At 33.1% G+C, this 19,441-nt stretch carries 18 protein-coding genes and 1 pseudogene; 9 read left to right on the top strand and 10 right to left on the bottom strand.

Translation table 11 applies throughout. The features are described from left to right. Positions 1–2 precede the first annotated feature (2 nt). A complete protein-coding gene (locus ACYQ5R_RS11590; protein ID WP_460191116.1) occupies positions 3–554 on the top strand; it encodes a YceI family protein in 552 nt (183 codons plus the stop codon). A gap of 6 nt (positions 555–560) precedes the next feature. On the opposite strand, the gene ACYQ5R_RS11585 is transcribed toward ACYQ5R_RS11590, so the two are convergent. From ACYQ5R_RS11585 to rpmH, 7 genes are all read right to left on the bottom strand, one after another. Continuing rightward, on the bottom strand, positions 561–1,250 hold the full coding sequence (locus ACYQ5R_RS11585; protein ID WP_460191115.1) for a lycopene cyclase domain-containing protein: 690 nt from the start codon (positions 1,248–1,250) through the stop codon (positions 561–563). After that, positions 1,250–1,651 (bottom strand): sterol desaturase family protein, encoded by a 402-nt coding sequence (locus tag ACYQ5R_RS11580; protein ID WP_460191114.1) that lies wholly within the window; start codon positions 1,649–1,651, stop codon positions 1,250–1,252. Before ACYQ5R_RS11580 ends, ACYQ5R_RS11585 begins: the two co-directional genes overlap by 1 nt. 38 nt (positions 1,652–1,689) lie before the next feature. Then, on the bottom strand, positions 1,690–2,187 hold the full coding sequence (locus tag ACYQ5R_RS11575) for a hypothetical protein (protein ID WP_460191113.1): 498 nt from the start codon (positions 2,185–2,187) through the stop codon (positions 1,690–1,692). A 1-nt stretch (position 2,188) separates the two neighbouring features. Continuing rightward, the gene (locus ACYQ5R_RS11570; RefSeq protein ID WP_460191112.1) at positions 2,189–3,028 is read right to left on the bottom strand and encodes a phytoene/squalene synthase family protein; all 840 of its coding nucleotides are present in this window, start codon (positions 3,026–3,028) and stop codon (positions 2,189–2,191) included. 8 nt (positions 3,029–3,036) lie between these two features. Next, positions 3,037–4,500, bottom strand: a complete 1,464-nt coding sequence (locus ACYQ5R_RS11565; RefSeq protein WP_460191111.1) for a phytoene desaturase family protein — start codon at positions 4,498–4,500, stop codon at positions 3,037–3,039. A 120-nt stretch (positions 4,501–4,620) separates the two neighbouring features. Then, on the bottom strand, positions 4,621–7,470 hold the full coding sequence (gene carB, locus ACYQ5R_RS11560) for a carbamoyl-phosphate synthase large subunit (protein ID WP_460191110.1): 2,850 nt from the start codon (positions 7,468–7,470) through the stop codon (positions 4,621–4,623). A 143-nt stretch (positions 7,471–7,613) separates the two neighbouring features. Beyond that, positions 7,614–7,775, bottom strand: coding sequence for a 50S ribosomal protein L34 (gene rpmH / locus ACYQ5R_RS11555; protein WP_070235330.1), 162 nt, complete (start codon positions 7,773–7,775; stop codon positions 7,614–7,616). Positions 7,776–7,968: 193 nt separating this feature from the next. Between rpmH and ACYQ5R_RS11550 the strand changes: the two genes are divergently transcribed. From ACYQ5R_RS11550 to yidC, 8 genes are all read left to right on the top strand, one after another. Further along, entirely contained in the window at positions 7,969–8,850 is an 882-nt protein-coding gene (locus ACYQ5R_RS11550) for an SDR family oxidoreductase (RefSeq protein ID WP_460191109.1), read from the top strand. 117 nt (positions 8,851–8,967) lie between these two features. Continuing rightward, a complete protein-coding gene (locus ACYQ5R_RS11545) occupies positions 8,968–10,386 on the top strand; it encodes an arylsulfatase (protein ID WP_460191108.1) in 1,419 nt (472 codons plus the stop codon). Positions 10,387–10,399: 13 nt separating this feature from the next. After that, complete coding sequence (locus ACYQ5R_RS11540; RefSeq protein ID WP_460191107.1) at positions 10,400–11,170, top strand: neuromedin U; 771 nt, start codon at positions 10,400–10,402, stop codon at positions 11,168–11,170. Between the two features lie 85 nt (positions 11,171–11,255). Then, positions 11,256–12,377: a hypothetical protein gene (locus tag ACYQ5R_RS11535; RefSeq protein WP_460191106.1), complete on the top strand. Its 1,122-nt coding sequence runs from the start codon at positions 11,256–11,258 to the stop codon at positions 12,375–12,377. 21 nt (positions 12,378–12,398) lie between these two features. Further along, the gene (locus ACYQ5R_RS11530) at positions 12,399–13,070 is read left to right on the top strand and encodes a DUF4377 domain-containing protein (protein WP_460191105.1); all 672 of its coding nucleotides are present in this window, start codon (positions 12,399–12,401) and stop codon (positions 13,068–13,070) included. A gap of 70 nt (positions 13,071–13,140) precedes the next feature. Then, the gene (locus ACYQ5R_RS11525; RefSeq protein ID WP_460191104.1) at positions 13,141–13,560 is read left to right on the top strand and encodes a DoxX family protein; all 420 of its coding nucleotides are present in this window, start codon (positions 13,141–13,143) and stop codon (positions 13,558–13,560) included. 110 nt (positions 13,561–13,670) lie between these two features. Next, the gene (locus tag ACYQ5R_RS11520; protein WP_460191103.1) at positions 13,671–15,290 is read left to right on the top strand and encodes a CTP synthase; all 1,620 of its coding nucleotides are present in this window, start codon (positions 13,671–13,673) and stop codon (positions 15,288–15,290) included. Between the two features lie 99 nt (positions 15,291–15,389). Next, positions 15,390–17,279, top strand: a complete 1,890-nt coding sequence (yidC, locus tag ACYQ5R_RS11515) for a membrane protein insertase YidC (RefSeq protein ID WP_460191102.1) — start codon at positions 15,390–15,392, stop codon at positions 17,277–17,279. A 40-nt stretch (positions 17,280–17,319) separates the two neighbouring features. Here yidC and ACYQ5R_RS11510 read toward each other — a convergent pair. The 3 genes and pseudogenes from ACYQ5R_RS11510 to ACYQ5R_RS11500 form a co-directional block, all read right to left on the bottom strand. Continuing rightward, positions 17,320–17,658, bottom strand: a pseudogene (locus tag ACYQ5R_RS11510) (phage tail protein). A gap of 165 nt (positions 17,659–17,823) precedes the next feature. Beyond that, positions 17,824–18,774 (bottom strand): glycosyltransferase family 2 protein, encoded by a 951-nt coding sequence (locus ACYQ5R_RS11505; protein WP_460191101.1) that lies wholly within the window; start codon positions 18,772–18,774, stop codon positions 17,824–17,826. Between the two features lie 65 nt (positions 18,775–18,839). Beyond that, a complete protein-coding gene (locus ACYQ5R_RS11500; protein WP_460191100.1) occupies positions 18,840–19,424 on the bottom strand; it encodes a phage tail protein in 585 nt (194 codons plus the stop codon). Between the last annotated feature and the right edge of the window lie 17 nt (positions 19,425–19,441).

Raw genomic sequence — 19,441 nt, 5'->3', positions numbered from 1 at the left:
TTATGAAAGAAAAGATTTTTATTTTAATATTTCTCTGTACTACTTTATCTCTTAAAGCCCAAAAATATTACACAAAAACAGGGAGTGTAGCGTTTGAAGCTTCCGTTCCCTCTTTTGAAAAAATAGAAGCAGAAAACAATGCTGTTACGGCAATTTTAAATTCTGAAAATGGGGAAATAGCCGCATTGGCATTGGTCAAAGGTTTTCATTTTAAAATTGCTTTAATGGAAGAGCACTTCAATGAAAGTTATGCCGAATCTTCTAAGTTTCCTAAGGCAACCTTTAAAGGCAGTATTGAAAATTTTAGTTTTGACTCATTAAACAACGGTGTTACAACATATAACCTTAACGGTCAATTAACTTTTCATGGGCAAACAAAAACAATAACTACTAAATGTGAACTAAAATTAATTGATAACAAAATTTACTTGGATTCTTCTTTTTATATTACTACAAAAGATTTTGATATTTCAATACCGAAGATTGTGAGCAAAAAAATATCCGAAAAAGTAAATGTTATAATTTCATTTGAAATGTTAGAAAAAGAGAAATGATAACTTTTAATAAACTTTTCTCTTTTTAAAATACTCAAATAGCAATATACTCATATACAGCATTGAAAAAGCATAACCAATATCTTCAATCGGTATAGTACCTAATCGAATCCCCATATTTTCTGAATCATTATACCATACTACTTGCTCTTCTATAAAACTTCCCGTTAGTATACCATTAACTAAAAAAAAGGGAATCAAAATAAAAATAAAAGTTATATAAAATACTCTAAGAAACTCAATATTTCGTTTAATAGAATATACGAGCAATACAAAAAGAAAACTAAAATTTACCACAGTATATTTTCGATCAAAATAAATCCAAACCAGAACAATTGCTAAACTAGAAAACATAAAAGTAATAGCTTTTGTTAATCCAACAGGTAATCTGATTTCTGGGTAGAAGTGTTGAAACACATAATGTATAAAAATACTAGCGTAGGGTATACAGATGAAAAACAACCACTCCTCTATTGGCATTCCAATAATTTCAAGTGAAAGGTGATATTTTTCATTAAATCCCCAAACACCTTGTATAGTAAAAAAGGCATCCCAAGTTAAAAATATAGTTGCTGTTATACATATACTACCAAACACAGCTTTCCAATACTTGATGTAATGCATCCGTTTTTTTTCAAAACTATAGATAAAAGGAACAATAAAAGAACCGAGATTAAGCAGTAAATATAAATACATTACATTTTGAAGTATTTCTTTGGAACATATAACATTCCAAAGCATTCGCCCTCCTCTTTACCTAGGTGTTTATGATGCACTTTATGCGCTTTTCTCAAACCAATAAGATATTTATTTTTAGTACGTTTAAACCATTTAAATCGTTGATGTATCAACACATCATGAACTAAAAAATACGCTATTCCATAAAACAAAATACCAAGACCAATAAAGAACATGTAATTCAATCCACCTTCTAACCCAAAATAGAATAAGGAAATACTAGGAATTGCAAATATTGCAAAGAAAATATCATTTCTTTCAAAAACACCGGCATATTTTGGCTGATGATGATCTTCATGAAAATACCACATAAATCCATGCATAACGAATTTATGAGTGCACCATGTTACACATTCCATTATAACAAAGGTTACTATTGTTATTAAAATAAATAAAATCATATTCGCTCTTGAATTTTATGAAGCTCTGAAATTTTTTCTTCACTCATAGAGTCTATGTTTATTAAAGCCTCTAATATTTGAATTTTAAATTCTGAATTCATGTTGGCACTTTCAATATTGGTTGTAATATAATTATAATCGAGCTGTTTATGTTCATGATATCCTAAAAATTCAGGAACCCTGTATTGCATAATTAAACGTAAATAACGTAATTCTATGTGATTAGGATTTTCAGCTATTAATTGCTCAAGTAACTTTTTTCCTCTTTTAAAATATTTCATTTTAGTAAGAGGAAATCCAGCATAACGCGATTTCATAAAATACATTCCTGCCAAGTAACCTTGGCATTCAACACTATTGGCATTTTCTAGCTCGTTTATGTAAAATTCTGTTTGCTCTTCAGATTCTACTTTTAAAAAATTCTGCCTCAATTCTTCAATTGAAACATCATTAGAGCATGTTAAAATGAACAAAAGAGCCACCAGAGGTTTCATCTTACAATAAGTTTAATTTATAAACAACAAAAGAACGAGCTAAAACATGCATTTTAGCATAGTTTGGTACTCGAACTCTTGAACTAATAATTTTTTCCGAAGGAATTTTCTTTAATTTCTTAAGCAATTTAGAATAATATCTGAAAGCAGTATACACACCAAATTTCGCCTCAATAGGCAATTGTTTAATCCCTTTATAAGCTTCTGCAAAGTCCTCCTCAATTTCTGCTATTATTTTTAGTTTCGATGCTTTATCTAAAGATTCGAAATTTACATCTGGAAAATAACTTCTATTTAAAATTTCAAAATCATCTTTTAAATCTCTTAAGAAATTAACTTTTTGAAAAGCAGAACCTAAACGCATTGCCGGCGCCTTTAAAGTGTCATACTTTTCTTGATTGCCATTTACAAATACTTTTAAGCACATTAATCCCACAACATCGGCAGATCCATAAATATATTCTTTGTAATCCTCGATAGATTTATATTCACTCTTTTCTAAGTCAAGTTTCATACTTTTTAAGAAAGATTGCACCAAAGCATCATCTATTTCATATCGCTTCACAGTTTCTTGGAAGCTATTTAATATCGGATTTAAGCTTATACCATCTCTGTGCGCTTTGTAATAATCTCTTTCAAAATCATCCAATAAGCTTGATTTATCGTATTCATGAAAAGAGTCAACAATTTCGTCAGCAAATCGCACAAAAGCATAAATATTATATATGTCTTGTCGTATTGATGGGGCCAACATTCTTACAGCTAAAGAAAAAGAAGTACTGTAAGATTTAGTTACAACTCGAGTGCATTTGTGGGCAGTGTGGTCAAAAATGGATTTCATTGTAGAGTTTAATTAGATTGTTTTAAGACTAATTCTGAAACTAATTTTCCTGAGATTAAAGCAGGTGGTACACCAGGTCCAGGGACAGTTAACTGGCCTGTAAAAAATAAATTCTCAACTTTCTTACTTTTTATTTTTGGTCGCAAAAAAGCAGTTTGGGTCAAAATATTGGCAAGCCCGTAGGCATTACCTTTATAGGAATTATAATCTTTAATAAAATCTTTAACACAATATGATTTGTGAAAGATTATTGATTCTTTTAAGGATTGATCAGTCAAATCTTCTAATCTTTCCATGACTAATTTAAAATATTTTTTTCGAATTTCCGAAGTATCTTCAATTCCAGGAGCAATTGGAATTAAAAAAGTTGCTGCTTCTTTACCTTCTGGCGCAAAACTATCATCTGTTAAACTTGGAAAACTTGCATAAAACAAGGGGTTTTCTGGCCAACTCGGCTCATCGTATATGTGAAAAGCATGTACATCAAAACTTGTATCAAAAAATAACGTATGATGATTAACATTTTCTAATTTCTTGTCAAATGCAACATAAAATAATAAAGCCGACGGTGCAAAGGTTTTTTTATTCCAATAATTTTCTGAATATGCTTGATACTTTTTTGGCAATAAACTTTCTGAATGCGCGTAATCTGCACCGCTTACAATCATGTCAGCTTCATAAAATGTATTATTTGAATGCAGACCAACTGCCATGCCATCAACTATTTCAATTTTGTCGATTGGCGTTTTAGTCAAAAACTGCACTCCTAAATCTTGGGCCAAAGTTACCATACCATTTACAACTTCGTACATTCCACCTTTAGGATGCCAAGTACCTAAACCAAAATCAGCATAATTCATAAAATTATAAAAGCTAGGTGTATCAGATGGTTTGGCTCCTAAAAACAATACAGGAAACTCAAGAATTTGAATCAAACGAGCACTTTTTATATGCTTTCGAACCGTTTTACTTATACTTCTAAAAAACTGAGTAACATTGGCAATTGTTTCCTTACTTATCAATTCAAAAATTGAAACTCCTGGTTTGTAGACAAGACCGTTAATTGCTACTTCATAATTAAACTTAGCAGATTCTATAAACTTATTCAGATATTTAGAACTGCCTTGTTCTTCTTTCTCAAATGCTTTATAAATTGCATCCAGATTATCACCTATTGTGATACTATCATCTTTTCCAAAATACACAGTATAAGCTGGAGACAATTTCTCTAAATCGTAATAATCTGAAGGTTTCTTATTAAAATCGGCAAAAAACTTTTCGAAAACATCAGGCATCCAATACCAAGTTGGTCCCATATCAAAGGTAAAACCATCTCTTTTAAACTGTCTCGCTCTACCTCCGAGATTTTCATTTTTTTCAACTACTGTAACATCGTGTCCAGATTGCGCCAAATAACAAGAAGCTGCTAAAGAAGAGAATCCTGAACCGATTATGTAAATTCTTTTTTTCATTTTGTATAACAAATATAAATAAAAAGTTGAACAAAATAAAAATTGAATTTAAATTATTTTTAGATCATAAAAAAATCCGCTACAACTGCAGCGGATTTTAAATATTCATTTATTTATAAATTACTTACTCAAGTACATTTTACGTCTTGAATACAATTCATAAAACTCATCGTCCTTTAAACTGTCTATGAATAATATACTCTCACCTGTCGACTTCATTTCAGGCCCCAAATTCTTATCAACATTCGGGAATTTATTAAATGAGAATACTGGTTGTTTTATAGCGTATCCTGATAATCTTGGTTTAAAATTAAAATCAGTTACCTTATTAACGCCTAACATAACCTTTGTAGCATAATTCACATATGGCTCTTGGTATGCTTTTGCAATAAAAGGAACCGTACGAGATGCTCTTGGGTTTGCTTCAATAATATAAACTGTATCATCTTTTACTGCAAACTGAATATTAATCAAGCCTTGCGTTTTTAAAGCTCTTGCAATCTTTTTGGTATGATCTTTAATTTGCTGCATTACCAAATCACCTAAATTAAATGGTGGTAAAGTTGCATTTGAGTCACCTGAGTGCACCCCGCAAGGTTCAATGTGCTCCATGATACCAATAATGTATACATTACCATCTTCGTCACAAATTGCATCAGCCTCTGCCTCTATTGCTCCATCTAAATAATGATCTAGTAACAAGGTGTTATTAGGTATTTTACGTAATAAATCAACTACATGTCTCTCTAATTCCTCCTTATTAATTACAATCTTCATTCCCTGTCCTCCTAATACATATGAAGGTCTAACAAGAATAGGAAAATGTAAATCGTCTGCAATTGCCATGGCCTCATCTGCAGTGGTTGCTGTTCCGAACTTAGGGAAAGGGATTTCAAGATCTACAAGCAACTCAGAGAATCGTCCTCTATCTTCGGCTAAATCAAGTGCTTCAAAACTTGTTCCTATAATTTTAACACCATATTTAGATAATTTTTCAGCTAATTTTAAGGCTGTTTGTCCTCCCAACTGAACAATTACTCCTTCTGGCTTTTCATGTTGAATAATATCATAAATATGCTCCCAAAAAACTGGCTCAAAGTATAACTTATCAGAAATATCAAAATCTGTTGATACTGTTTCAGGATTACAATTTATCATTATTGTTTCATAACCAGCTTCACGTGCCGCTAAAACTCCGTGCACACAACAGTAATCAAACTCAATACCTTGCCCAATTCTGTTTGGACCAGATCCTAAAACAACAATTTTCTTTTTATTTGAAACAACACTTTCATTGTCTACGTAGGTTTCACCATTTACCGTCATATTACTTTCAAATGTTGAATAATAATATGGCGTTTGTGCAGCAAACTCAGCAGCACACGTATCTACCAACTTGTAAACTCTGTTAATATTGAATTCTTTTCTTTTATTATGTACTTGGCTTTCAAGAGCTCCGACCATATGAGCGATCTGACGATCTCCATATCCATTTTGTTTTGCCTCTAAAAGCAACTCTTTTGGTAAAGTATCAAGAGTGTAGGTACTGATTTCTTTCTCTAAAGCATATAACTCTTCGTATTGCTTCAAGAACCAGTAATCAATTTTAGTAATATCGTGTATCTTACTTAAAGGTATACCTAATTGTAAAGCATCGTAAATTACAAATACTCTATCCCAACTAGGGTTCTTTAATTTATCTATAATCTTATCATATTCTTTATAACTTTTACCATCAGCTCCAATACCATTTCTCTTTATTTCTAAAGATTGTGTTGCCTTGTGTATAGCTTCTTTAAAAGAACGCCCAATACCCATAACCTCACCTACAGCTTTCATCTGTAGACCTAATGTTCTATCAGAACCTTCAAATTTATCAAAATTCCAACGTGGTATTTTTACAATAACATAATCTAATGTTGGCTCAAATAAAGCTGAAGTAGTTTTTGTAATTTGATTATTAATCTCATCTAAGTGATAACCAATAGCCAATTTAGCTGCAATCTTAGCAATTGGATAACCAGTCGCTTTAGACGCTAATGCAGAAGATCTAGATACACGTGGGTTAATCTCAATTGCAATAATATCCTCTTTTTCATCTGGACTCACGGCAAACTGAACATTACAACCTCCTGCAAAATCACCAATTGAGCGCATCATTTTAATAGCCATGTCACGCATTTTTTGATATGTGCGATCACTTAAAGTCATTGCTGGAGCTACAGTAATAGAATCTCCAGTATGAATTCCCATTGGATCCATGTTTTCAATAGAACAGATAATTACAACATTATCATTACTATCTCTTAAAAGCTCTAACTCGTATTCTTTCCATCCCATCATTGCCTTATCAATCATCACCTCATGTATAGGTGAAATTTCAAGGCCTCTTCTCAATAATTCATCAAAATCTTCTTCTTCATACACAATAGCAGCACCAGCACCTCCCAACGTATAAGAAGCTCTAATACATAATGGGAAGCCAAACTCTTGTGCAATCTTTTTACCCTCTAAATAAGAAGTAGCTGTTGCTTGTGGTGCCATTGCTACACCAATCTTGCCCATTAACTCTCTAAACTGCTCTCTGTCTTCTGTGATATTAATAGCATCAATATTAACACCAATCAATTCTACATCAAAATCTTCCCAAATACCTTTATCATCTGCCTCAATAGCTAAATTTAAAGCTGTTTGTCCTCCCATAGTTGGTAACACTGCATCTACTTTATGAATATTTAAAATTTCAATAATAGATTTAGTAGTTAATGGTTTAAGATAAACGTGATCCGCCATCTGGGGATCGGTCATAATAGTAGCTGGATTGGAGTTAATTAAGATAACCTCAATACCTTCTTCTCTTAGCGACCTAATAGCTTGTGAACCAGAGTAATCAAACTCACATGCTTGCCCAATTACGATAGGACCTGAACCGATAATTAAAATTGACTTTATATCCTTATTTTTTGGCATAATTAAAATTTATATGGATGCGATTGTAAATATGTTGAATTTCAGTTTGAACTTAAAAAATAGTTATTAAAACTTGTTAATAGGCTAAAAAAAAGGTGTTACTAAAAAAAAGTAACACCTTGTATATATATTGAATTCTATCATTATTTCTTTGGACGAGGGTCTGAAGAAACACTTAATCTCTTTCTTCCTTTCGCTCTTCTTCTAGCTAATACTTTTCTACCATTAGCAGAAGCCATTCTTTCTCTAAAGCCATGCTTATTTCTTTTCTTTCTTTTTGATGGCTGATACGTTCTTTTTGGCATTACTTAAATTTTTATAAAATCTACTTAAATTTTTCTACTTAGCTTTAATTGCGAAATCCTCTGCTAAAAGTGGGGCAAATATACAATCATTTTTATTTCTAACAAGCACAAAAATATAATTTTTTAAAAAAATATTTACTACTGATTTTCAGACCAATTTAGATATATTTGTTTCATACTTAAAAACAAAACTATGTATCAAAAACCCATGTTAAAAGAAGGGAGTTTAGAAGGAATGGTGATTGTAGTTACAGGAGGCGGAAGTGGCTTGGGTAAAGCCATGACAACTTACTTTCTTGAGTTGGGTGCCAAAGTGGCTATTACATCTCGAAATTATGACAAACTTATAGCGGTTAAGGAAGCCTTAGAAACTAAAACAGGCGGACAGGTTTTACCTGTTCAATGCGATGTAAGACATTATGACCAGGTTGAAGCAATGCTTCAAAAAACTATAGATACTTTTGGTAAGGTTGATGGTTTATTAAACAATGCCGCTGGTAACTTTATATCTCCAACAGAACGTTTGTCTGCAAATGCTTTTGATACTATAATAGACATTGTATTAAAAGGAACAAAAAATTGTACGCTTGCATTTGGCAAACACTGGATTAACACGAAACAAGAAAAAGCTACAATTCTTAATATCGTAACAACTTATAGCTGGACTGGTTCTGCTTACGTTGTTCCTTCAGCATCAGCCAAGGCAGGAGTTTTAGCCATGACACGTTCTTTAGCTGTTGAATGGGCCAAATACGGAATTCGTTCAAACGCTATCGCACCAGGTCCGTTCCCAACAAAGGGAGCTTGGGATAGATTATTGCCCGGAGATTTAAAAGATAAGTTTGATATGGCCAAAAAAGTACCTATTGGTCGTGTAGGAGAACACCAAGAACTAGCAAATATTGCGGCATACCTAATGTCTGACTATTCAGCATATGTCAATGGGGAAGTAATCACCATTGATGGAGGAGAATGGTTGAAAGGTGCAGGAGAATTTAACATGTTAGAAGCTATTCCAGAAGAAATGTGGGACATGCTTGAAGCTATGATAAGAAGTAAGAAAAATAAGTCTTAATGAATACACTACAGTCTTGTGTAGAAGAATTGGAATCAACACAGCCTTAGGATAAAACAATTTGTCAAAATAGTTTTAAAATGAGTTTTTCTTTATATTTGAAGAAACACTTACGCTATGAAAAACATTTTACTACTATTAACCTTTTTCATTTCTTTCAACTCATTTAGTCAGGATAAGCCAAACATTGTTATTGTTTTTTTAGACAATTTTGGCTTTGGTGAACCTGGATTTAACGGTGGAGGTATAATTAGAGGCGCTGAAACTCCTCGCATGGACCAAATAGCCGATGAGGGGTTAAGATTGACCAATTTTAACGTTGAAGTGCAATGTACGCCGTCTAGATCTGCTATAATGACAGGACGTTATGCCATAAGAAGTGGCAATGCAACTGTTCCAGTTGGAAAAGGAATATATGGATTGGTTCAATGGGAAAAAACAATGGCAGAAATGCTTTCTGATGCTGGCTATGCAACGGCAATGTATGGTAAGTGGCATTTGGGAAGAACTGAAGGTAGATTTCCAACTGATCAAGGTTTTGATGAATGGTATGGTGTACCCAATTCTACAGACGAATCTACTTATTCCTCGCTACAAGGATTTGCAGACAGCGGTGTAGATGAAACCTATGTTATGGATGGAGTCAAAGGTTCTATCCCAAAAAAAGTAAGACCATATAATTTAGATTACAGACCACTAATTGATCGAGATTTAACAAACAGAGCTATAGATTTTATGGAAAGAAAGGCCAAAGAAAAAGATCCTTTCTTTATCTATTTACCCTATACAGCTACCCACTTCCCTACCCTGCCTCATCCTGATTTTAAAGGGAAATCTGGAAATGGAATTTGGGCAGATTTATTAATGCAAATTGATAGTTACACCGGAGAACTACTTGATACATTGGAAGAATTGAAAATTGCTGATAATACTATTTTTATTTTTACCGCCGATAATGGACCTGAAGCAGTAGACTATGGAAATACGAATCTAACGGTTGAAACGGCTATTAACGGTTCTGCTGGACCTTGGAGGGGTACTTTATTTACCGGATATGAAGGTGCACTAAGAGTTCCTTTTGCTATGAAGTGGCCAGATAAAATAGAAGCCGGCAGTGTGAGCGACGAAATTGTCCATGCAATGGATTTATTTCCTACCTTGGCTAAAATTGCCGGTGGTACTGTACCAAATGATCGACCTATTGACGGTATAGAAATGGAAGATTTTTTCTTAGGAAACAAAAAAGCCTCTGGAAGAGAAGGGTTTATTGTGTATATGGGTAAAGATATTTTTGGAGTTAAATGGAAAAACTGGAAACTTCATTTTAAAGAACAAAGTGCTTGGAATAGTGTACTCGACACCTACACAATGCCAAGACTATACAACTTACTTGAAGATCCACAAGAAAAAAACAATGTCTTATTCCCTCATACTTGGGTTCCCAAAGCAGCTTTGGAACAATTGACAGAACATATTATCTCTTTAAAGCAAAATCCACCGATTCAAATGGGTCAAAAAGATCCTTATAAACCTTAATAAATATAATGCTATGAAAAAATATTTTACACTTTTATTTTTATTTTCTTTTAGTTTAATTTTCGCTCAAGAAGAAGATGCGGGAGATTTAGCTAAGAAAATTCAGAACCCTATTGCGAATCTTATTTCTGTTCCTTTTCAAAATAATTTTGATTTCGGTAAAGATATAAGACCTACCAACACACTAAATATACAACCTGTTTATCCGATTAGTATTTCTGAAAATCTCGATTTAATCACTAGAGCAATAGTTCCAGTTGTCAGTGCGCCAATTCAACCAGAAGGTCGATTAGATGGTATTGGCAATATTACTTTGGCAACATTTTTCACATCTGCAAATCCTGGAAAAGTAATATGGGGCGCAGGACCTACATTTATGTTTCCATCCGTAGAACAAGGGTTAGGATTCGATAAATTTGGTATTGCTCCTTCTGGGATTGCCTTATATCAAAATAATGGTTGGACCTTGGGTTGCTTAGCTCAAAACTTTTTTGGTGTAGCCGGAAATAGCAATGCAGATTTAAACTTTTTCTATACGCAAATCTTTGCAGTAAAAAACTTGAAAAAAGGATGGTATGTTAATTCTGCACCTATTATTACATCTAACTGGGACGCCCCAAGTGGCAGTCAGTGGACTGTGCCAATTGGAGCAGGATTTGGAAAATTATCTAAAGTTGGAAAGTTACCGATCAACTGGCAAACAGGCATTTACAAATACATAGAGCATCCTGGAAATGCAGATTACCAATTGCGTTTACAAGTGGTACTTCTATTTCCTAAATAGGTTTAATCAACCCCGAAACTTCTTTAAATTTCACACCTCTTTCAATAGAATTGCAATCTATTCCGTAATTGAAAATTATATAGTAATGAAACTGATTCTAAAAACTGTTTTTATTCTTGTTTCCATAGTGTTACTTTCAAGCTGTTCATTGCTTGATATTAAATTAGAATCTGAAACTGTTCCTTTAGAAACTGACCAAATAATTACTAGAAATTTAATTCATGATTATGCTTTAACATTTTTTCATGAGGTACCAAAAGCAGCAGATTCAATATTCGCTATTACTGATAAAAAAGAGGTTCAAATCAATTCAATTTTATGGAAAATAGCAGCAACAAGACAAGCCAAAGGTAAAATGTTTCAAACGGACCCAAAAATAGCCTTGCTCGATACATGGCTATTGGTATCATCTATGAATGACTATTTTAAAGAAGGCATTGGAAAAGATGTTTTTGAGGAACAACAACCAATTGCCCATGCAACTTGTAAAGACTTATTAGATCGTATTGATCAAATAGCACAACGTTCGTTAAAAGAAGAATATTCTGTTGCGTTTGAGTTTATAGATAGCATAAAAAGGCTTGAACCAAACCACTCCCAAGATTTGTATAAAGAATCTGTAGCAAACGCATGGTACGCCTATAGAAATGTACCCGACAGTTTGGCAGGAACCAACGTTGGAACATTACCCCAAGTCTTATCTGATTTATCTACTAGGCTAACTGTAACGGGTGAACAGAGCTTATACCAAGTACAATGGGTCACAGAGTTAATGCTAAGAAAGTCTGAAATAGATTCAATTGACCTTGCAAGAATATCCGAAAATTTTAATGAATCAACAGATAATATGATAGCCATGTTAAAAGAAGGTGGTAACGAACTTCAAAAGGAATCAGCAATTTTTAGAAGAGACTTTAGACTGTTGATTGAAAATTTTAATCACAATCTAGATTCTTTAACCGTTTTTGCATCAGAAGAACTCGCCATTCTCAGAGATAGCTTATCAGCGGAAAGAGCTGCAATTATGAAAGATTTTGATACAACAGCTGACAAGGCAGTTAATACAGCAATGTCTGAGGCAAGAAAATTAATAGAAGATATTATGGGGTATCTCACATTTATATTGTTCTTGATATTATGTGTGCCATTTGTTATGGGACTCATCGTTGGAAGAATATTCGAACGAATAAAAAATAAATCAAAATAGCTAAAAAATATACTAGTAAATATGAAAAATTTCGCAATATTAATTTTGATGTTAACGTTGGTTTCTTGTCAAACGAAACAAAAAGATAACACACAAATTTTTTGGGTAAACAGTAGTAAAAAAGCATGCAGTGGAGTTGGTAAAATGTCTTGTTTACAAATTCAAAAATCGGACGAATTAGATTTTTCTAAAGAATGGGAACTTTTCTATACACCTATTAAGTCGTTTAATTACATTCCTGGAAAATTGTATAAGATTAAAGTAAAAGTGACTGAAATTAAAAATCCACCAGCTGATAGTAGTTCCTTACGATATGAGTTGATAGAAATACTAGAAGAAAAAGTAGATAAGAGGTTGGCTATAAATGATATTTGGGTAGCAGAAAAAATCTACGAACTTCCATTACAAAATGGTTATGAAGAAAGACCACGACTAGAAATAAACTCAGCTACAATGAAAGTTAATGGTACTGATGGCTGTAATAATATTAATGGTGGAATAACAGAAATGTCAGATGATCACATCATTTTTGGGCCATTATTACAAACAAAAAAAATGTGTGTAGATATGACCATACCAGATGCTTTTACAAAAGCATTAACTGAAGTAAATGGATACAAAAAAGTAAAAAATAGATTGCATCTCTTTAATAAAAATAATGACTTAGTTTTGACCTTTCAAAAAATAGATTAAAGAATTAATCGATGTAAATTACAGTTTAGAATAATTGTTTACATTTACCTCAACTTAATCCCAAAAATTCATGAATTTATTCAAATTTAACTACATCCCACTTAATAAAGATTTAGGTCTATTATTGGTCCGCATTGTGCTTGGCTTTATGATGATTTATGCACATGGTTGGGGCAAGCTTATTAATTTCGATACAAAGTTTCACACCTTTCCAGATGTAATTGGCATAGGTAGTGAAGCCAGCTATATATTGGTCACCTACTTCGAATGTATTGGTGCAGTTGCATTAATTTTGGGGTTATATGCACGTTTTCATGCATTAGGTCTTTTTATCGTTATGTTAGTGGGCTTTATTTTTGCGCATAACATGCAATTAGTAGGACAAGGAAATGGAGAAAAAGCACTTATTTACGGTATAGGATTTTTACTTATATTCTTAAATGGTGCTGGTAAATATTCTATCGATAGAAAAACAGGAGTTCGCTCTTAAAACACTTTAAATAAAATTGTTAAAAACCCTCTAAAAATTTTAATCGTTTTAGGGGGTTCTTTTTTTGCGAACCTCATAAGAGTTTGTACTTTTGCACAAACCTAAGCATAATGAAAAAAACAAAATACGTTTTTGTTACAGGGGGAGTTACTTCATCACTCGGAAAAGGAATTATAGCCGCATCTTTAGCGAAATTATTACAAAAAAGAGGGTACTCTGTTACCATCCAAAAATTAGACCCATACATTAACATTGATCCTGGTACGTTAAACCCTTACGAACATGGAGAATGCTTCGTTACTGATGATGGCGCTGAGACAGATTTAGACTTAGGTCACTATGAACGTTACTTAAATATTCCAACCTCTCAAGCCAACAATGTTACTACGGGTAGAATTTATCAGTCTGTAATTAACAAAGAACGTAGAGGTGATTATTTGGGTAAGACAGTTCAAATAATTCCACATATCACCGATGAAATTAAGCAACGTATTCAAATCTTAGGTAATACAGGTGATTACGATATTGTAATTACAGAAATTGGAGGTACTGTTGGTGATATTGAGTCGTTACCTTATGTTGAAGCTGTTCGACAATTGCTTTGGGAATTAGGAGACACTAATGCAATTGCTATTCACTTAACACTGGTACCCTATTTGGCAGCTGCTGGAGAATTAAAAACGAAACCAACACAACACTCTGTAAAAATGCTCATGCAAAGTGGTGTTAGTCCAGATATTTTGGTTTGTAGAAGCGAACACCCACTATCTGATGGCATTAAGCGTAAATTAGCTTTATTCTGCAATGTAGAAAAGGAGGCCATTATTGAGTCTTTAGATGCCGAAACAATTTATGATGTTCCTGATTTAATGTTAGAACAAAAGTTGGATGAAGTTGTTCTTAAAAAATTAAACCTCGAATTTGAAGGAAGACCTGAATTAACGGAATGGCATAACTTCTTGATTGGTCATAAAAATCCAAAACATACTGTAAATATTGGTTTAATCGGTAAGTATGTTGAATTACACGATGCTTATAAATCTATTTCAGAAGCCTTTATTCACGCTGGAGCTCATTCTGAAATTAAAGTAAAAATCCATTGGATTCATTCTGAAAAACTTGTTCCTAAAGACGTTCCTAACATTTTAAAAGATTTAGACGGAATTCTAGTAGCACCAGGATTTGGAGACAGAGGTATCGAAGGTAAAATAGAAGCCGTTAAATACGCTAGAGAAAATAAAGTGCCTTTCTTTGGCATTTGTTTAGGTATGCAAATGGCAGTTATTGAGTTTGCAAGAAATGTTCTAGGATTGATTGATGCTTTTTCAACTGAAATGAATCCGGACACTAAAAACCCTGTCATCAATTTAATGGAAGAGCAAAAATCTATTGTTGATATGGGTGGAACTATGCGTTTAGGTGCTTGGGATTGTAAATTAGCCGAAGGTTCTAAAACATATAGCATTTACAATCAAGAAATGATTAGCGAACGTCACCGCCATCGCTATGAATTCAATAATGAATATTTAGAGCAAGTAGAAGCTGCTGGTATGATTGCAACAGGTAAAAATCCTGACACTAATTTGGTGGAGGTTATTGAAATTCCTGAACATCCTTGGTTTGTTGGTGCTCAATATCACCCTGAATATAAAAGTACAGTTCTAAATCCTCATCCACTATTTGTTTCTTTTGTTAAAGCCTGTTTGGAATACCATTTGAACAATAAATAGTTATAGGTAAATAACACACATAATAACAAGAAATCACTACTTTTGTCGCGCTTTGAGCAATATTGACAAAGCCATTAATGACAAGATGACATTTAAACTATGGAACAAAAAAAATTTGATCTAAATTCACTAATCGGATTTGTTTTATTAGGTGCTATTGCACTTTGGTGGATGTACACCACTGCTCCCACTCCTGAAGAGCTAGAGCAACAAAAAGCCGAGAAAGTTCAAGACTCTATAAATGCAGCTAAAAAAGAACTAACTGATACTACAACCGTAACTTATCCAACAGAAGTTACAGATTCTGTAGCTTTAGAACAAGCTAAATCAGAGTTAGGTTCTTTTGCCGCTTCAGCAGCTGTAGATGCTGGAGGAACAACTATTATTGAAAATGATGTTTTAAAATTAGTTATTGCTAATAAGGGTGGACAGATTATAGATGCTCAATTAAAACAATACGATACCTACGATGGTAATCCTGTTAAACTAATTCAGAAAAACAATACATCTTTTAACATCAATTTCGGCACAACTGATAATCGTATTTTAAATACCAGCAATTTAAACTTTGAACCTACATTAACTAAAAATGGTTCTAGTCAAGTATTATCAATGAAATTGAAAGTTGATAATAGTAGGTATCTAGAATATAGATATGAGTTAAAAGAAGATTACATGCTGGACTTTGCAATTCGTTCGCAAGGATTGAGCAATGTAATTAACAGTAGTAATCAAATTAATTTAGATTGGCAACTTACGGGATACAGAAATGAAAAAAGTATGCGTTCTGAAAGCATGTATTCTTGGTTCTATTACAACCAAGATGGTGACGTTGATTATCTAAGTCAAGATGATAACGAGACTGAAGACGGTATTGAGTGGGTTTCTTTTAAACAGCACTTCTTTACATCAGCATTAATATCTGAAACACCATTGCAATCAGCAAATATAGTTTCTAAAAAGCTATATAAAGATGCTGATATTGACACAGTATTTACACATGCATACGGATTAAAAGCTCCTCTTGAGTTAAAGAGTGGTGAATTAAACTATGCTATGAATATGTATTATGGTCCTGCGGATTACAATTCATTAAAACAATACAAGAGCATCAAGTTTGATGAATCTGCAGATATGGGTTGGGGAATTTTTGGATGGATTAACAGACATGCATTTGTTCATATTTTTGCTTTCCTATCATCATTGACAAACAACTACGGATTGATCATTATTTTAATGACGATTGCTGTACGTATTATAATGTCACCTTTAGTATACAAATCATATTTATCAAGTGCTAAGATGAAAGTTATTCGTCCGGAAATGGAAGAAATCAACAAACGTTTACCTGGTAAAGAAAATGCCATGAAGCGTCAGCAAGAAGTAATGGCTATGCAACGAAAAGCTGGTGTAAACATGATGTCAGGTTGTATCCCTGCTTTACTACAAATGCCTGTATTCTTTGCATTGTTTAAGTTTTTCCCTTCAAATTTAGAATTACGTCAAAAGAGCTTTTTATGGGCAGATGATTTATCTTCTTATGATAAAATATTCGATTTAGGGTTTAACATTCCGTTCTACGGAAGCCACGTGAGTTTATTCCCAATCTTAGCATCTGTCGCAATTTTCTTCTATATGAGAATGAACCAGAGTCAGCAAATGAATATGCAAGCTCCTGCTCAAGAAGGAATGCCAGATATGCAAAAGATGATGAAGTGGATGATTTACTTCTCACCTGTAATGATGTTATTCTTCTTTAATCAATATGCGAGTAGTTTAAGTTTATACTATTTTGTTTCTAACTTACTAACGATTACAATTATGCTGGTGATTAAGAATTTTGTGATAGATGAGAAGAAGATTATCGCAAAAATTGAAGAAAACAGAAAGAAGCCAGAGAAAAAGAAAAGTGGTTTTAGAGCTCGATTAGATGAAGCTATGAAACAAGCAGCGGCTCAACAAGAAGCACAACGCAAGAACAAAAAATAAACTAAAAAGCCTTAAACAATGTTTAAGGCTTTTTTATTGATTAACTCCTAGACGGGAAATTACCCATCAAACAAATAATATAACGTACTGAATTTGTTGGCTGCTCATAAATAAGTGTTGTTCCTTCATCACTACTCTTATTGATATTTATTGTTTTATGACCTCCAGATTTATCACCTTGACGAACTTCTTTAAGTCTTGGATATGTAACAGTATGAACAGTCACTTTTCCTCTTAAATCAGAAAATCCAAAAGTTTTTCTACCGTCATCTTGATAGGTAGCACCTAAGAAAGAGAATAACACAACATTCTTAGAAATAGGTAATAATTAACCATCGCAGAATACCCAACCTCTCGTTGCAAAATTTCCTGTAAACATTCTAATTTCTCAAATAAAAGCTTCATGTGCATTGACTTTAATACTCGCAAATGATATAATTGCAAATAAAATAAGTACTATTTTTTCATAGTGTTTAATTTAAAGTTGATTTCTTTAAAAATACAACACAAAAAGATTATTAAAAATATGGTATACGCCTTATTATTATAATCTCCATTGCGATTTTAAAAAGCCCAATCCATATCCTAAAAACTGAGTGTAGGTAGTTACAATGGTGGTTAATGCGACCAGTAAACTTTTAGATCGTATTAAAGCGTCTATACAAATCAAACTAAAATATATAGTAAAAGGTAGTAGTAGTTGCCAAAATCCGAATATCGCACTAATAATAGCCACATCTAAACCCAAAATAAAAGCACTCGGAAACCAATAGGTCAATTTAGCCGAGTCAGGATACCTTCGGTTTAAGTTAGGTCTTGCAGTACCAAAATTAAAAGTTTGTCTATAAAAGGATTTAATAGAGGTTCTTCGCTTATGATAAACATAGGCATTAGAAATAAATTGAGTTTTGAATCCAGCTTCCCACATTCTAAAACTCAAATCAATATCTTCTCCAAACTTTAATTTTGAATATCCTTGAGTAACTTCAAATGCTTTTCTAGAAATACCCATATTAAAACTTCTAGGTTGAAATTTACCTAAACTCTTTTTCTTTCCTCGTATGCCACCTGTTGTAAATAAAGATGTCATAGAATAGTTAATCGCTTTTTGAAGTATTGAGAATGATATATGCGCTGAATCCGCCCCACCAAAACCATCTGTATAATTCTCCTCTAGTGCTTTATGTACATTACTTAAGTAATAATGAGGTACTAAAACATCAGAATCTAAAATTACAAAATAGTTTCCTTTTGCTTTTTGCATTCCAAAATTACGCGTATCTCCCGCCCCGGTATTCTCTTTTACAAAATAATTCAGTGGTAAATCCTGCTGATAACGCTCTACAACATGCTTACAAGCCTCGATAGAGCCATCTTCAACAATAATCAGTTCGTAATTACCATGGTATTTTAACTTGGTAAAACTATATAACAACTCCTCTATTTCTTGAGGTCTATTATAAACTGGAACGATTATGGAAAAATCAATTTTCACTATTACAAAAATAAAAAAATCCCATAGCTAAAGCTACGGGAATAGACTTAAACAACCCATTGAATTTAGTTTCTTGAAGGATAAATACCTTGTAAAGCTATGATATAGTTTACTGTTAAATAAGGTTGCATATTATTTACTTGTTGTCCACCACCAGTATTGCTAATCATGGCTTTATTCATGGTAGCATTTGGAGAGTAATTAGAATAAGCATCGTTACCCGTTTGTGTTGATCCTAAAAGTTTTCCTTTCGGTAAAGATGAATCTCCCTCTTCTGCCACCGCTCTTACATCGTGTGTATGAGAAGGTAAATTAGCAATCGTTAACATTACATTTTCCTGCCCTCCCTTTTGCCCTAATGTCTTGGTCATTAACCCAGGGCCAGTTCCGGAATGAATTGGAGCTCTACCTCTTAAATCTGGCAATGCAAAAGTGGTTCTACCATCTCCGCCATATGTGGTTCCTAAGATTGAAAACAATGCCGAATACTGGCTGATTGGTAATAACTGTCCATTACACAAAGCCCACCCTCTAGGGGCAAAATTGCCTGCAAACATTTTGATTTCTCCCAATAAAGGTTCTTGTGCTTGTACTTCATTTGTAAAAGAAGCTGCTAATAATAATGTGCAAATACATAGAATTTTTTTCATAACTGTTTGGTTCTGAT

It is taken from the genome of Urechidicola sp. KH5 (assembly GCF_054661455.1).
This window is presented reverse-complemented; position numbering and strand designations above follow the sequence as displayed.

Excerpts from the sequence above, each read along its gene's own strand:
- ACYQ5R_RS11590 (WP_460191116.1), top strand. The coding sequence starts at position 3 with ATGAAAGAAAAGATTTTTATTTTAATATTTCTCTGTACTACTTTATCT.
- ACYQ5R_RS11585 (WP_460191115.1), bottom strand. The coding sequence starts at position 1,250 with ATGTATTTATATTTACTGCTTAATCTCGGTTCTTTTATTGTTCCTTTT.
- ACYQ5R_RS11580 (WP_460191114.1), bottom strand. The coding sequence starts at position 1,651 with ATGGAATGTGTAACATGGTGCACTCATAAATTCGTTATGCATGGATTT.
- ACYQ5R_RS11575 (WP_460191113.1), bottom strand. The coding sequence starts at position 2,187 with ATGAAACCTCTGGTGGCTCTTTTGTTCATTTTAACATGCTCTAATGAT.
- ACYQ5R_RS11570 (WP_460191112.1), bottom strand. The coding sequence starts at position 3,028 with ATGAAATCCATTTTTGACCACACTGCCCACAAATGCACTCGAGTTGTA.
- ACYQ5R_RS11565 (WP_460191111.1), bottom strand. The coding sequence starts at position 4,500 with ATGAAAAAAAGAATTTACATAATCGGTTCAGGATTCTCTTCTTTAGCA.
- carB (WP_460191110.1), bottom strand. The coding sequence starts at position 7,470 with ATGCCAAAAAATAAGGATATAAAGTCAATTTTAATTATCGGTTCAGGT.
- rpmH (WP_070235330.1), bottom strand. The coding sequence starts at position 7,775 with ATGCCAAAAAGAACGTATCAGCCATCAAAAAGAAAGAAAAGAAATAAG.
- ACYQ5R_RS11550 (WP_460191109.1), top strand. The coding sequence starts at position 7,969 with ATGTATCAAAAACCCATGTTAAAAGAAGGGAGTTTAGAAGGAATGGTG.
- ACYQ5R_RS11545 (WP_460191108.1), top strand. The coding sequence starts at position 8,968 with ATGAAAAACATTTTACTACTATTAACCTTTTTCATTTCTTTCAACTCA.
- ACYQ5R_RS11540 (WP_460191107.1), top strand. The coding sequence starts at position 10,400 with ATGAAAAAATATTTTACACTTTTATTTTTATTTTCTTTTAGTTTAATT.
- ACYQ5R_RS11535 (WP_460191106.1), top strand. The coding sequence starts at position 11,256 with ATGAAACTGATTCTAAAAACTGTTTTTATTCTTGTTTCCATAGTGTTA.
- ACYQ5R_RS11530 (WP_460191105.1), top strand. The coding sequence starts at position 12,399 with ATGAAAAATTTCGCAATATTAATTTTGATGTTAACGTTGGTTTCTTGT.
- ACYQ5R_RS11525 (WP_460191104.1), top strand. The coding sequence starts at position 13,141 with ATGAATTTATTCAAATTTAACTACATCCCACTTAATAAAGATTTAGGT.
- ACYQ5R_RS11520 (WP_460191103.1), top strand. The coding sequence starts at position 13,671 with ATGAAAAAAACAAAATACGTTTTTGTTACAGGGGGAGTTACTTCATCA.
- yidC (WP_460191102.1), top strand. The coding sequence starts at position 15,390 with ATGGAACAAAAAAAATTTGATCTAAATTCACTAATCGGATTTGTTTTA.
- ACYQ5R_RS11500 (WP_460191100.1), bottom strand. The coding sequence starts at position 19,424 with ATGAAAAAAATTCTATGTATTTGCACATTATTATTAGCAGCTTCTTTT.